12 protein-coding genes are annotated in these 13,235 nt (G+C 44.4%); 5 read left to right on the top strand and 7 right to left on the bottom strand.

Features of this window, described 5'->3' with window-relative positions:
* Positions 1-30: 30 nt before the first annotated feature.
* Both D5I41_RS05755 and D5I41_RS05750 read right to left on the bottom strand, forming a co-directional pair.
* Positions 31-1,524, bottom strand: a complete 1,494-nt coding sequence (locus tag D5I41_RS05755; RefSeq protein WP_119008936.1) for an NAD(P)H-hydrate dehydratase — start codon at positions 1,522-1,524, stop codon at positions 31-33.
* A 189-nt stretch (positions 1,525-1,713) separates the two neighbouring features.
* A complete protein-coding gene (locus tag D5I41_RS05750) occupies positions 1,714-2,070 on the bottom strand; it encodes a hypothetical protein (protein WP_017027913.1) in 357 nt (118 codons plus the stop codon).
* Between the two features lie 548 nt (positions 2,071-2,618).
* Here D5I41_RS05750 and D5I41_RS05740 point away from each other — a divergent pair.
* Positions 2,619-3,851, top strand: coding sequence for an L-lactate MFS transporter (locus D5I41_RS05740; RefSeq protein ID WP_119008934.1), 1,233 nt, complete (start codon positions 2,619-2,621; stop codon positions 3,849-3,851).
* A 181-nt stretch (positions 3,852-4,032) separates the two neighbouring features.
* Positions 4,033-5,061 carry an acyltransferase gene (locus tag D5I41_RS05735; protein WP_119008933.1) on the top strand — a complete coding sequence of 343 codons (1,029 nt, stop codon included), beginning with the start codon at positions 4,033-4,035 and terminating at the stop codon, positions 5,059-5,061.
* 546 nt (positions 5,062-5,607) lie between these two features.
* Here D5I41_RS05735 and D5I41_RS05725 read toward each other — a convergent pair.
* From D5I41_RS05725 to D5I41_RS05715, 3 genes are read right to left on the bottom strand one after another with little or no spacing between them, the layout of a single operon-like run.
* Positions 5,608-6,159: a DUF805 domain-containing protein gene (locus tag D5I41_RS05725; protein ID WP_119008931.1), complete on the bottom strand. Its 552-nt coding sequence runs from the start codon at positions 6,157-6,159 to the stop codon at positions 5,608-5,610.
* Complete coding sequence (locus tag D5I41_RS05720; protein WP_119008930.1) at positions 6,160-7,083, bottom strand: LysR family transcriptional regulator; 924 nt, start codon at positions 7,081-7,083, stop codon at positions 6,160-6,162. It lies immediately after the preceding gene.
* A gap of 3 nt (positions 7,084-7,086) precedes the next feature.
* Positions 7,087-7,530 (bottom strand): methyltransferase family protein, encoded by a 444-nt coding sequence (locus D5I41_RS05715; RefSeq protein ID WP_235868866.1) that lies wholly within the window; start codon positions 7,528-7,530, stop codon positions 7,087-7,089.
* Positions 7,531-7,676: 146 nt separating this feature from the next.
* Between D5I41_RS05715 and D5I41_RS05710 the strand changes: the two genes are divergently transcribed.
* From D5I41_RS05710 to D5I41_RS05700, 3 genes are all read left to right on the top strand, one after another.
* Positions 7,677-8,396, top strand: coding sequence for an SDR family oxidoreductase (locus tag D5I41_RS05710; protein WP_102377083.1), 720 nt, complete (start codon positions 7,677-7,679; stop codon positions 8,394-8,396).
* Between the two features lie 821 nt (positions 8,397-9,217).
* Entirely contained in the window at positions 9,218-10,420 is a 1,203-nt protein-coding gene (locus tag D5I41_RS05705; protein ID WP_119008928.1) for an MFS transporter, read from the top strand.
* Between the two features lie 142 nt (positions 10,421-10,562).
* Entirely contained in the window at positions 10,563-10,859 is a 297-nt protein-coding gene (locus D5I41_RS05700) for a hypothetical protein (RefSeq protein ID WP_017243771.1), read from the top strand.
* On the opposite strand, the gene D5I41_RS05695 is transcribed toward D5I41_RS05700, so the two are convergent.
* Both D5I41_RS05695 and D5I41_RS05690 read right to left on the bottom strand, forming a co-directional pair.
* On the bottom strand, positions 10,818-11,816 hold the full coding sequence (locus D5I41_RS05695; protein WP_119008927.1) for a tetratricopeptide repeat protein: 999 nt from the start codon (positions 11,814-11,816) through the stop codon (positions 10,818-10,820). The two genes, D5I41_RS05700 and D5I41_RS05695, sit on opposite strands and share 42 nt — an antisense overlap.
* On the bottom strand, positions 11,816-13,147 hold the full coding sequence (locus D5I41_RS05690; RefSeq protein WP_102329111.1) for an anaerobic sulfatase maturase: 1,332 nt from the start codon (positions 13,145-13,147) through the stop codon (positions 11,816-11,818). The genes D5I41_RS05695 and D5I41_RS05690 overlap by 1 nt, the downstream gene beginning before the upstream one ends.
* Positions 13,148-13,235: the final 88 nt, after the last annotated feature.

The raw sequence follows: 13,235 nt of genomic DNA, 5'->3' as shown, positions 1-13,235 counted from the left end.
ACTTAGTTTCTTTCTATTGAGTTGGCTTGGTTAGCCATTCTGGCTTAAGCCATTCACTAATAAACGAATTTCTGGCAACAAATCTGTGGCTAGCATACCAATCTTGCCACATTGTTTGGCATTTCTATCTGCGGCAGTAGAATGTAGCCAAGCCCCTAAACAGGCAGCGTCCATCAAACTTAATCCTTGAGATAGCAAACCGACAATGACGCCTGTTAACACGTCTCCCATTCCCCCGCTTGCCATGCCAGAATTTCCCGCTGTGATCACATAGGTCATTTGTCCATCGCATATTAAGGTACCTGCTCCCTTTAACAGCACCACACATTGATATTTTGACTGGATCTTCTCAACTGCTTCATAGCGATTTTGCTCTATTTCTTGAACAGAACAATCTAATAACCTTGCCGCTTCCCCTGGGTGAGGGGTTAGAATGGTTTGGCTTAAATCATAAGATGAAGCACTTTGAGCAAGAAGGTTCAGCCCATCGGCATCAATGACTTTAGGTTTTAACTGCGCTATCCCTTGCTTAAACAGCCTTTTAGACCAATCATCTGTGCCTAGCCCTGGTCCTAATGCAATAACGGTCGCAGAGTTCATCGCATCTACAAGCATTTCTGCATCGCTCGCTTTATCTATAGCAATGGCCATTACCTCAGGCTGGCGTGCAAGCAATGGATTAATGGTATCTTGATGAGTCATCACGCTAATTAATCCAGCCCCCACGCGGCAACTTGCCTGAGCGGCCAGAATAATAGCGCCACTGGTACCTTGATGGCCGCCAGCTAATAACGTGCGACCGCACTGGCCCTTGTGAGAAGTGTGCTTTCTTTTAGGTAGTCGGGCATTTGCTTCCTCTTTATCAAAAATGCAGGCTAACTCTGTTTCCAAGCTTGAGAACTCAGATCCAACACCAAGGTCGGCTAGGTAAAGCTCGCCAACGGTATCCCTAGACTGCCCTGTTACAAGCCCTCTTTTATTACCAATGAAGGTAACCGTAGTAGTAGCGTTAACCGCAACCCCCAATATCCTGCCCGTGTCAGCATGTAAACCTGAGGGAATATCAAGACTGAGAATTGGAAGTTTGGATTGGTTAAGGCTGTTAATCACCTTAGCAAGATTGTCTCGAACATTACCTGTTAACCCCGTACCTAGCAGGCCATCAACAATAAGGTCATAGTGTCCTAACTCATCGATATTGCTAGATATTACTTTGCCATGACTTAGCCATCGCTGTTTCGCTTGCGCTGAATCTTGGGTATTGGATTCACAGTAGGGAGGCTGAAACACGTCTACTTCATAACCAAGCTCTAGCGCTAATCGAGCCACCACAAAACCATCACCACCATTATTTCCTGAGCCACAACAAACCAAAATTCTTCCGGCATTAGGTAGCATGGACTGCAAGCGTTCAAAAGCGGCGTGCCCAGCCCTTTCCATTAATTGATAAAGGGTAATTCCGGCGAGATCGGCTGCTTGAGGTTCACTTTGTTTAATTTGCTGCGGAGAATACAGGCGGTACATGATCGATACCTCAACATCTATTGCTTAAGCGTATGTAATAGCAATCCTACTAGATAACTGATCATCCTAGCTAATTTAGTGTGACTGATATAAGAATAGTGAAATTTTGGGGCTAAAAGTGAACAGGTACAAAAAAACCGCTGTGCTTTCGCGACAGCGGTTTTTCATAATGATTCCAAACGCTAAGGATTACGCTTGATTCAAGCCTAGCTTGCGATTTGTGCTTTTATCTTTGAAGTAGAAGTACACGTAAGTCGTCGCGATCGCAAAAAATAGGTACGAAAGTGAGAAGATCAACGGCGAAGTAATCAATCCGGCGTTAACACCCACAATGGTCGAAACAACGGTAATAGTCAGTTTGCAAAGCATGCCTGTTAGTAGAAGGAACACTGCAAGTTGTGGCCAACGAGATGAACGGAAAGCCAACCAGAAGCAAACACCTACAGCAAGCGATGCTGTACTCAGTCCGTAAAGGAAAGAAGTTAGGTGCTCAGCTGATGCTGCGCCCGCGGAAACAGAGATAAGTAGAAGTAAAAATATTTTCATGTGTAACCTCACTAAAGCTTAGTAAAGCATCCTTTCAAATTTGGAATCTTAGATTTCACTGTATTTTGACTGAAAAACACTCGTTTGCAAGCTGTTTTTTTGAGCGATTTTTCGTCTAAATCATTGAAATACACATTAATTTTACACCTGAGCAACAATTTAACATTGTTTTAAATCAATTAAGCACCATATAACCGTTTTTCGATGGTATTAACGATCTAGATGTTTAAATTGTTAAGAAAATGCTAAGGCAAAACTTTCTTTCATAGACGCCGAATACATCACATTCCGTTAGATAAATAGGTAAAAGCCAGTGTTTTATCCTGCGAAAATCGCTGCAAAATTTGCGAACCATCTCTCAATTTTTGCCAACGGCGAAAAAGCGCAAAATTATTTTCCATTTTTCGTAAAAAGAGATTCAAATCACAAAAAACTTGTGTACAATTCGCGCATCTCGCTCTTAGAAATTTTGAGAAACCTAAAAAGTTTTTTAACGTTTCAGACAATTAACACAATCAACCTAGCCATCACGGCACCGAGAACAAACGATGAAAAAGATTGATAAAGCGATGCGCATCCTGATTGCAGGATTCTGTATCAACCTTTGCTTAGGCATTCTTTACGCATGGAGTGTATTCAACAAAGCTCTAGTTACTGATTTAGGCTGGAATGCAGCAGATGCATCTCAACCATACGCTATCGCAACGGTTACTTTCTCTATCGCTCTTCTTGTTGCTGGCATCCTTCAGGACCGCATGGGTCCGCGTAACATCCTTATGTTAGGTGCTACGCTAACGGGTCTAGGTATGATTGCCTCAAGCTTTGCAACGACTCCTGCAATGCTGAGCATGACATTTGGTGTGGTGGCTGGTGCTGGTATCGGTTTCGGTTACGCATGTCTTTCTCCTGCTGCGATGAAATGGTTCCACGCATCTAAGAAAGGTCTAGTAAACGGTTTGATTGCTGCTGGCTTCGGTCTCGCTGCGGTATACCTTGCTCCGCTGACTTCTACACTTATTACTAACTACGGTATTGACCAGAGCTTCCTTATCCTTGGTGTTGGTGTACTTGTTATTGCTGTACCTCTAGCGGCAACAATCAACAACCCACCAGCAGATTACGTACCAGAAGCGCCTAAGGTAAAAGCAGGTAAAGCACCTGTTGCTGTTAAGAAGAGCAACGACATCTCTTGGAAAGTAATGCTGAAAACACCTCAGTTCTACTCTCTATGGATCATGTACGCATTTGCTTCTGCGACTGGCCTTATGATCATTGGTAACATCACTACTATCGCAAGTGTTCAAGCGAACCTACCAAACGCGGTATACCTAGCATCTATCCTTGCCGTATTTAACTCAGGCGGTCGTATCGGCGCGGGTATCCTATCTGACAAGATTGGTGGCCTACGCACATTGTTCATCGCATTTGCTTTGCAAGGCGTTAACATGGTTCTATTTGCCACCTTTAAATCAGAAGCAACGCTGATTCTTGGTACTGCGATTGCAGCTGTAGGTTACGGTACGCTACTAGCGGTATTCCCATCAATCACAGCTGAATTCTACGGTCTTAAGAACTACGGTACTAACTACGGTGTGCTTTACACTGCATGGGGTATCGGTGGTGCTATCGGCGCAGCAGTTGTTGGCTTCTCTATGACTCACGGTGAAGGCTACGGTCTTGCGTACACTATCTCTGCTGTAATGATGGGTGTGTGTGTTGCACTATCTCTAGTGACTCGCCCTATCAGCGAAGAAAAATCAGCACAACTTGCCGCTGCTTAATCTTCCAAAAAGTTAATAACAGGCTCGCTTTGGCGGGCCTGTTTTGTTTTTGTTAATAACCTTGTTCACCTATCGATAAAACTGAGACAGGCTTAATACTTTCAAGTAAAGCTCTGACTCTGCTCTAGACCATATGCAACGTCTGATATACAAAGCAGTGTCATCATTAAAGAATCTGTTTATGTCCACTCAAAATCAACGCATTCCTAGCCTAGAATTAGGTCGAATAATCGCCATATTGGCCGTAATAACCATCCACTGCCAATTGTTCGTCACCTATCCGCTTTATAATGACACGGCTTGGTTCGGCAACTTCATCAATCAGTTATGTCGCTTTGCTGTGCCCTACTTCTTCTTGTTGACGGGTTACGTGCTTCAACCTAAGTTATCCCTGAACCCTATCCCTACCGCTTTCACCTACATAAAGCCTCTAACAATAGTTTGGCTAGTTTGGAGCGTTATTTACCTTGCTGCCCCCTTCAATCTAATGACTGTCGCAACCGATGGGTATTTAGCTGAACGTCAAATGTATTGGGATTTTTTAGCGCAAACGCCTTTTAACTCCATTCTTGAGGGTGGCTTGGTTCATCTTTGGTATTTACCTGCATTAATAATAAGCATCGCGATCATTGCCCTAGCAATAAGATTAAAGCTAAGTCGTTTACTATTACCACTAGGGTTAGTGTTATTTATCTATGGCGTTCTTGCTGGAAGTTATTTCGACGCAACCGATATAGCCTCCCCGTTTTACACTCGAAATGGCCCCTTCTTTAGCTTATTAATGATCATGCTAGGGTTTGAGATTCGTCGCTCTGAACTTCGAATAGGCTCAAATCTTGCTATTTTGCTGACGGTATTGGGTTTGGTCATTCATTTCTTTGAGGCTTTCTATCTGCTTAGCTTTGATGTGGATTTCCGTGTTCATGACTATCTTTTTGGCACACCCATCTGGGCATTAGGTTTCTTCTTTTGGCTACTGGCCAACCCTAATTTAGGCAGCCATAAATGGGTTCAACCCTTGGCAAACCTGACACTTGGTGTCTATGTCTCACACCTATTGTTTGTTATCTATCTCATCAATTTCGCTGGATTTTTTGAGTTAGGTACTTGGCAAAAGGATCTGTTGGTGTGGCTAGGCAGCAGCATCCTCTCATTCACGTTTACTTATCTAGTGATGAAAACACCTCTGAGAAAACTATTATTTAGATAGCGATCACATTGAACTCACGGGCTTACTGCGTGCTGTTATATTTTTGGCAACAGCACGCAGGTATACAACTAGATACATATCGCAAAATCTTGACATAAGAGCGTATTTTTATTGATCGCTTTCACATAACTATTTCATGTTAGAAAATATGTGCACTAGCTCAATTTAATACTTTAGTGTTATGGGTAATAGTAGTAGCAATAGTAGTAATAGATAAGATTCTTCAAGGAGTGAAGATGGAAGTGGTTATATATAATTGCAATAAGGGCAATGAAGTCGAACGGTTCAAATTATCCCCATACAAGATGGATACATTTCTAGATGAGATGTGTTGTGAAGGTCAATGCAATGCATGTGGTAATGGGGTACTTGTGGAGTTATACGAGGCAGGTCGATTGACTATGTCTAAAAGAACCAACTTAACACCGCAACTTGAGAGGCTATTAAAGTCGAATAAATCTCTGCTTGCCTAGACTGATAGAAATTGCCACTACAAATGGATGTTGAATTTATATTATGAAGGGGCATTCGCCCCTTTTTATTATCTTATATATTCTTTGATTGCGGGTTAAACAGTAAATATAACCATAGTACAGTGCTTGCCACCCCCATCAAGAAGGTATCTATCAGCATAGTGACCACCAAAGCAATCGCGTAATACCACCCTTTATGACCACAGTTTTTCCAGCGTGCTACCGATAGGCCAATAGAGAACCAGAATAACGCTATTAGGATCGGGAAGAGTAAGAATAGTGCACCGCCACCACCTGAATTACCCGCCTGCTGTGTGAGCATAAACATACTCAACGCCGCAACCACAAAGCTTGAGAACGAATACCCCAGATAGGGAAGACGTCGTAATCGATTGGTTTTGAATAGAAACACATTCTTGATACTAACGTCATGTTCACTATGTGTAGATTGGTTTTCCGCACGATAGATAGCAACCGCTCGATCCTCAGAGACTGCCTGTATGATACGACTAAAAATCTTAAACCCTTGTTCATTAAGGCTTTTTATTTCTTCTGAAGCGTTGGCATTGCCGAGATTCACGGCTAACACCACATTCTTTTTATACAAAATCTGATAGCTATTCACTTATTTTCCTTTTCGGGCATCACGTTCGGTTCTCAGTGATTCAAATTGTTGGTAGATAAACTCAATCAGCCTAACCAAACGTGCGGGTCTGAATCTGTCTTTATGGTAAATCATTGAAAAGTCTACACTAGGTATATGCCAATCGGAAAATACTTGTTGTAATCTTTTGTCCTCGACCTCCTTTTGACAATACAGCAGAGGTACACGAATAACACCATTGCCTAACAAAGCGCCGTTCACCAAAGCGCGACCATTTTTACACTGTAAATTGCCACTAATATTCACTTCAAAGTTTTCACGGCTACCGTTGCCAACGAAACTCCAACGATTCACAGACCCAGTTAAGCAGCGATGTTTCTCTAGTTGTTTAGGGTGAGAAATAACGTCATGTTGCTGAAGGTATTGTGGACTGGCTAAGGTGACCATATCAATATCAAGTAACTTTCGAGCGACAAAGCTGGCATCTTGCAACGTTCCCATGCGAAAGGCGATATCAAAGTCATCTTGTATCAAGTCGACCCTATGACTACTAAAGTCCAGACTCATGTGCACATCTGGATATAGAGACATAAACTCATTGATCATAGGTACCAGGATATCTTCGCCCAATACCCCACCAACACAGTTGATGGCAATGTGTCCCCTCACTTCTTCAACATCATCTATTGCCGACAATAGCGCTTGGTCAATATGCCCTAAAGCTAACTGGCACTGCGCAAATAGTTTTTGTCCTGCTTGAGTAAGCTTGAGAGTGCGAGTGGTTCTTACCAACAAGGTCACCCCTAGATCAGACTCTAGCTGTGTCATCTGCCGTGATATGTGAGAACGAGACACCTTTAGCGCATCGGCAGCGCGAGTGAAATTGCCAAGCTGTGCAATTAATACAAAGGAACGAATCTCCGACAGGTTCACCTTATTCAACATAGGCTATAACCACCTTCTCACCTTGTGGCAATAGTCTTCATACTGCTTGCCAAACTTCACCATCAATACCTTCTCTTCAGGTTTTATCTGGAACTGGGTTATATACAACACAAACACGCCACAAAATCCCAACGCGGCTACAGACAGTAACAGGCAAGACCAAGCCACTAGGAACAAGGTGAGTGATACATACATGGGGTTTCGGCTAAATCTAAATACGCCATGAGACACCAATAGGCTTGCTTGAGAGGGATCCAATGGATTGATCGTGGTCTTAGCCTGCTTAAAGGAAACGATGGAAACCACGGCCAGCCATACTCCAGCAGCAAAGACGGCGATTGCTAACAGCCATACCAATGGCTCCGATGTAAGCGAAAAGCCATCGATATAGCCCCCTAACCCACCGCACGCCAGCATCACTAACGGTGGCGGTATTTTGTTATTCAATATTCTTTCCTCAAAGATTCACAAGGTTATTGTTGCAGTATAGCAACAGTGTTTTACCTAAAGGGATATATATCAACAAAAGATTCTTCACTAGAATGGCCTTCATCGACACAAAGGGTGTTGCAAACCATATTCGGAGAAGAATGATGAAAAAACTTATTGTTGTTACTGGCGCAAGTTCAGGTATCGGTGAAGCGATTGCACGTCGCTTAAGTGACGAGGGGCACCCTCTTCTTCTTCTTGCACGCCGTGTTGAAAGACTAGAGGCTCTTCAACTTCCAAACACACTATGTGAAAAAGTGGATGTCACCGACCAAGGCTCATTTGAAGCTGCTATTGCAAAAGCAGAAGCACAATTTGGCCCTGTAGACGGTTTAGTTAACAACGCCGGTACTATGCTTCTTGGTCAAATCGACACTCAAGATGCGCAAGAGTGGAAGCGCATGTTCGATGTGAACGTATTGGGATTACTGAATGGCATGCAATCTGTACTAGCACCAATGAAGTCTCGCAACAGCGGTACCATCATTAACATCAGTTCAATTGCGGGTAAGAAAACATTCCCTAACCATGCGGCGTACTGCGGCACTAAATTTGCGGTACATGCGATTTCCGAAAACGTTCGTGAAGAAGTGGCTGCTGATAATGTACGTGTGACGACGATTGCCCCTGGTGCTGTAGAGACTGAATTGCTGTCTCACACCTCATCTCAAGAGATTAAAGACGGTTACGATTCTTGGAAAGAAGACATGGGCGGTGTACTTGCTGCCGATGACGTAGCTCGCGCTGTACTGTTTGCATTCCAACAACCTCAAAATGTGTGTATTCGCGAGATTGCGCTAGCGCCGACTAAGCAGCAGCCATAATTACAGCTGTTTTGACTAAGAGCACGCCACATGTTGGCGTGCTTTTTTGCGTCTTAGGGGTTCTTGTTTTTAAAAGGCTAGAAACTAGGTTTTAATGCCGATGCTGGGGCCTAGGTAAACGTGTCATTGCCGAAGTCTTTTTGGACCGGCACCTCGCTGGGTCGGCACCCCGGTCGACAATCTAAATGCTGTACGTTAATAGATCCCCGATAGAAGCGTTCGGGGATGACGTGGGGCGGCCTTTGTGCACCCTGCTATCCTAGGAAATCTCGTCATTGCCGGGATCTTTTTTGGGCCGGCACCCCGGTCGGCAATCTCTAGCCTGTACGTTTCAGATCCCCGATAGAAACGTTCGGGGATGACTTGGATCGGCCTTTGTGTACCCTGCTAACCTAGACACACTCGTCATTGCCGGGGTCTTTTTTGGGCCGGCATTCCGCTGGGCCGGCATTCCGGTCGGCAATCTAAATGCATGTACGTTAATAGATCCCCGATAGAAGCATTCGGGGATGACGTGGGGCGGCCTTTGTGCACCCTGCTATCCTAGGAAATCTCGTCATTGCCGAGGTCTCTTATCGGCAATCTAAATGCATGTACGTTGATAGATCCCCGATAGAAGCGTTCGGGGATGAAGTGGATCGGCCTTTGTGGGCCCCTTTACAGCATGCGCACATCGCTACTCTCTGACAGCTTTCAATTCTCATTATTTCAAAAACAACAAAAGTAATTTGTTAAAGACACTATTTTTCACAAACCGGTTTTACTGAATAATCCACTCCATCGATTGATACACACCGTATCAGCATAGAGAGAGAAAGATTATGCCTTTAGCATTACTAGCGTTGACGCTAAGTGCGTTCGCAATCGGAACAACAGAATTTGTAATTGTAGGTTTGATTCCTACTATGGCCACTGACCTTAATGTGTCAGTCCCTTCCGCTGGACTTCTTGTTAGCCTATATGCTCTTGGCGTGGCGATTGGTGCTCCAGTGCTTACCGCGCTTACGGGTAAGTGGAACCGTAAAAAAGTACTTCTTGCAGTAATGAGCCTTTTTGTCGCAGGTAACCTTTTGGCATGGCAGGCGCCTAGTTACAACACCTTGATACTTGCGCGCATCTTAACTGGTCTTGCTCATGGCGTGTTCTTCTCTATTGGGTCGACTATTGCAACAGGTTTAGTCTCTAAAGAGAAAGCAGCAAGTGCTATCGCGATTATGTTTACTGGCTTAACAGTGGCTCTAGTAACGGGTGTGCCTCTAGGAACTTATATTGGCCAAACATTTGGTTGGCAGGCAACGTTTTTGATTGTGGCAATCTTGGGGCTTATTGCGTTAATTGGTAGTGCTCTTCTTGTGCCAAGCAACCTAAAACAGCCACCAGCGGCAAAACTATCAGCACAGTTAAAAGTATTAACTCAGCCTCGTCTACTGCTTGTGTATGCAATTACAGCACTAGGTTACGGCGGTACATTTACAGCGTTTACCTTCCTAGCACCTATCTTGCAAGACGTGTCAGGCTTTAACCCAAGTGCCATCGGCATCATCATGTTGGTGTATGGCGTATCAGTGGCGATTGGTAACATTTGGGGCGGCAAAATGGCCGACAAGATGGGCCCAATCAAAGCGCTAACAGTCATCTTCTCAGGCTTGGCCACTGTACTGTTTGTATTTAACTTTACGGCTTACAACTCTATTGCAGCGGTAGTGACTATCTTGGTGTGGGGTGCATTTGCTTTTGGTAACGTGCCTGGCCTACAAGTTTACGTAGTGAGCCTTGCTGAGAAGCATACACCTGAAGCAGTTGATGTAGCGTCAGGACTTAATATTGCCGCGTTTAACGTAGGTATCGCGATAGGTTCTTGGGGGGGCGGTATGATTGTTGCTCACGAAAGCCTTGGTTTGATGCATACTCCATGGATTGGCGGCGTGGTAGTGATTGTAGCACTGCTTCTCACTCGCTTTAGCGGTGCATTGGATAAGCGCGCCCAGCAGCATGATTGCCCAGCGCAAGCAGAAGCCGCTTAGACTGTAATAGATGAACAACTCGTATTAAAATTAAAGGTCTGCACTTTGAAACAGAAAGTGCAGACTTTTTTTATTCAAATATCTCTACACCACAAGTCTATTTGTATTATGATAGTGCTTTTATATGGTATAAAGATTGACCATGCTCGCTCGCAAACCTGACCGCCTTACTGCAATGCACAATATTATCGAGCAGGTAAAGCTTGAGCTACCTCTGTATGAAGATGAAACCTTTGTCTGCGGTACAGGTACAGATTGCGTAGGCTGCCCTAAAAAACTTATGGAACTGGTTGATACAGAGCTTAGTTATTGGGAGCACTATATCTCAGATGGCACTGCGCCCAACTTTGATGACATTAGGCGCTTTGGCAAGCTGTGCAAAAACGTTAAGCGAGCATTAGTTCGTAACAACGTCCCGTTGCTCAATTCGACTCCGTAAATTGGCAACAACATGTGGCGGCGCGATTTTTTCTAGCTGCATCACGCATACCTCCGCTCTACTATCCGAATGGCGAATCTTAAAGTCGCATATTGCATATAACTGCTCTGGCTGTTCTGAGATTTGATAGGCTTTCTTCAGTGAGTCTAAGGCCAGTTGTTGATCATAAGCCTCCTGAAGTACGCCATTGACATACCAATATTGACTGTTAGTTTTCGCAACATTAGCTGCATGGTCCATGCTCTGCGCGGCTTGCTTTGGCTTGTTAAGCCTCACCAACGTTAGAGACTTTGCATACAGTAATCTTGGCTCTTCTGGGAAAGCGACTAAAGCTTTGTTTAGTGAAGTTAACGCCTCATCATCTTGTTTATTAAGCCGATAGCTTTCAGCAATACCAATCCACGCATCGACTCCGCCCTCGGCTCTCTCTATCAATTGCCCGTAGACATTTCTGGCGGCCCCATAGTCACCAATATGCAGATAACCCTCGCCCAATGCCATCATAGATTCTGGAGTATCTTCTAGAATCAAAGTAGAAGCCCAGTCATCAAACAAAGGATCAAACTGTCTCTTTTGAACTGCGTTCATTGCTGCGTAATCGACGACAAGGTTTTCAGCGACCGCTATTCTCACATCTAAAACTAAATCGTCCATGAGCGGAGACAGCAGACGCCAGCGGTGAGCAAATTGATATGGCGCTGATGCTCGAACCGACGCCTCCCGAACATCATGATGACTATCCTTAAGCCCGCGAGCGATAGCGATCAGGGCACTTTGACTTGGAAAACGGGTTAACTGCTCTAATGCGTCAATACGCTCAGAGCGCTTGTTATTTTTGTCCTGAGCGATATATGACAGCTGCTCTACCGTTCGATTGGCCGCGCTAGAAGATGGAGCAAACAAGAGTAAAGCCATCATCACTGCTAAGGCAATAAAGAAATTGGTTCTTACACTCATCAAAACTTGGCACCAAAGGTATTGCTTGGCTGAGGTTGAGACATGGCCTCTCTTACGATCTTATCGCTAAACTTGCCATGTGCGACGGGGTAGCCCATTACTCTCAGTAAATGTGCAATGGAACGGTCTGCGTGCTTATAGAATTTGTGCCACCCAGCACAAAGGTAATTGAGCCCTGGCTCACCAGAACGGGTGCGAATAAAGCGATTCTTTGGACACTCACCAAAGCAAGCAAACTTGTAATCACATGTGTTGCATTGCTCGGTTAGGCTCTTGGTTTTATTAAACCCAAAACTCTGCTGTTTACTTGAGAACGCCAAATCATCCAATTTATCGACGTGAATATTGCCAATTTTATACTCTGGGTAAACATAATGGTCGCAAGCGAATACGTCACCTGTTGGCTCCATCGCCAAACCCTTACCGCAAAATTCACCTAATGTGCACAATGGATTTCTGCGCCCCATCCAAGTCTCAACAAAGGCTTCAAAATATTGCACAAACACCTTGCCGACATCACGGCTCGCCCATTCATCAAATACAGCAATCAGAAAGTTACCCCATGCCTCATCGGATACACACCATGACTCCATTACAGAATTTTTTGAGCCCGGGATCAGTCGTTTATCACCTTGACGCGGTTGCTGCTGCTCTTCCCATGTCTGAGGTGCGGTATCGCGGAATGTTTTTTGTTCCACAATGGGGATGAACTGCATTTGTGGCGACTTTACTTCGTCACGCAAGAATCGATAAACCTCTAAAGGGTTACGGCTGGTAAGGTTATTGATACAGGTCAGCGTAGCAAAACTCACTTGGTATTCATGAAGGAGCTTCACCGCTTCCATGACTTGCTTGTGAGTACCACGCCCAGCTTTATTAGTTCGATAGGCGTCGTGATACATGGCTGGGCCGTCAATACTCAGGCCTACCAAAAAGTTGTTCTCTTTCAAAAACTGACACCATTTTGCGTTCAGCAAGGTGCCATTGGTTTGCAAATCGTTTGAGATGCTTACGCCAACAGGCTGATACTTTTTCTGCAGTTCAACGATCTTTTCAAAGTAAGGGAGCCCTAATAAAGTCGGTTCTCCACCCTGCCATGAAAAGATAATCTCCGGCGTATTTTGAGCCTCGATATACTGCTTAATGTATTGCTCAAGGTCGTGCTCACTCATCTCTGGAGAACAACCCTTCTTGTAGTCCAACAGGTCCTGCTTGCTCAGGTAGTAGCAGTAATTGCAATCAATATTGCACGCAGCACCAATGGGCTTCGCCATTACATGCATTCGCTTTGAGGGTTTGCCGTTAAATTGCGGGCCTTGAGTCAACAACATATCGATACCGTTATCTTGGATGCCAAAAACAGCCTTATTTTAACTTTTGGTTATATCAAAGGCTTGTTATTGCGCATATAACCATTTG

It is taken from the genome of Vibrio superstes (genome assembly GCF_003569005.1).
Taxonomy (GTDB): domain Bacteria; phylum Pseudomonadota; class Gammaproteobacteria; order Enterobacterales; family Vibrionaceae; genus Vibrio; species Vibrio superstes.
The sequence above is the reverse complement of the archived record's forward strand: the minus strand, read 5'-3'. Positions and strand labels throughout refer to the sequence as shown.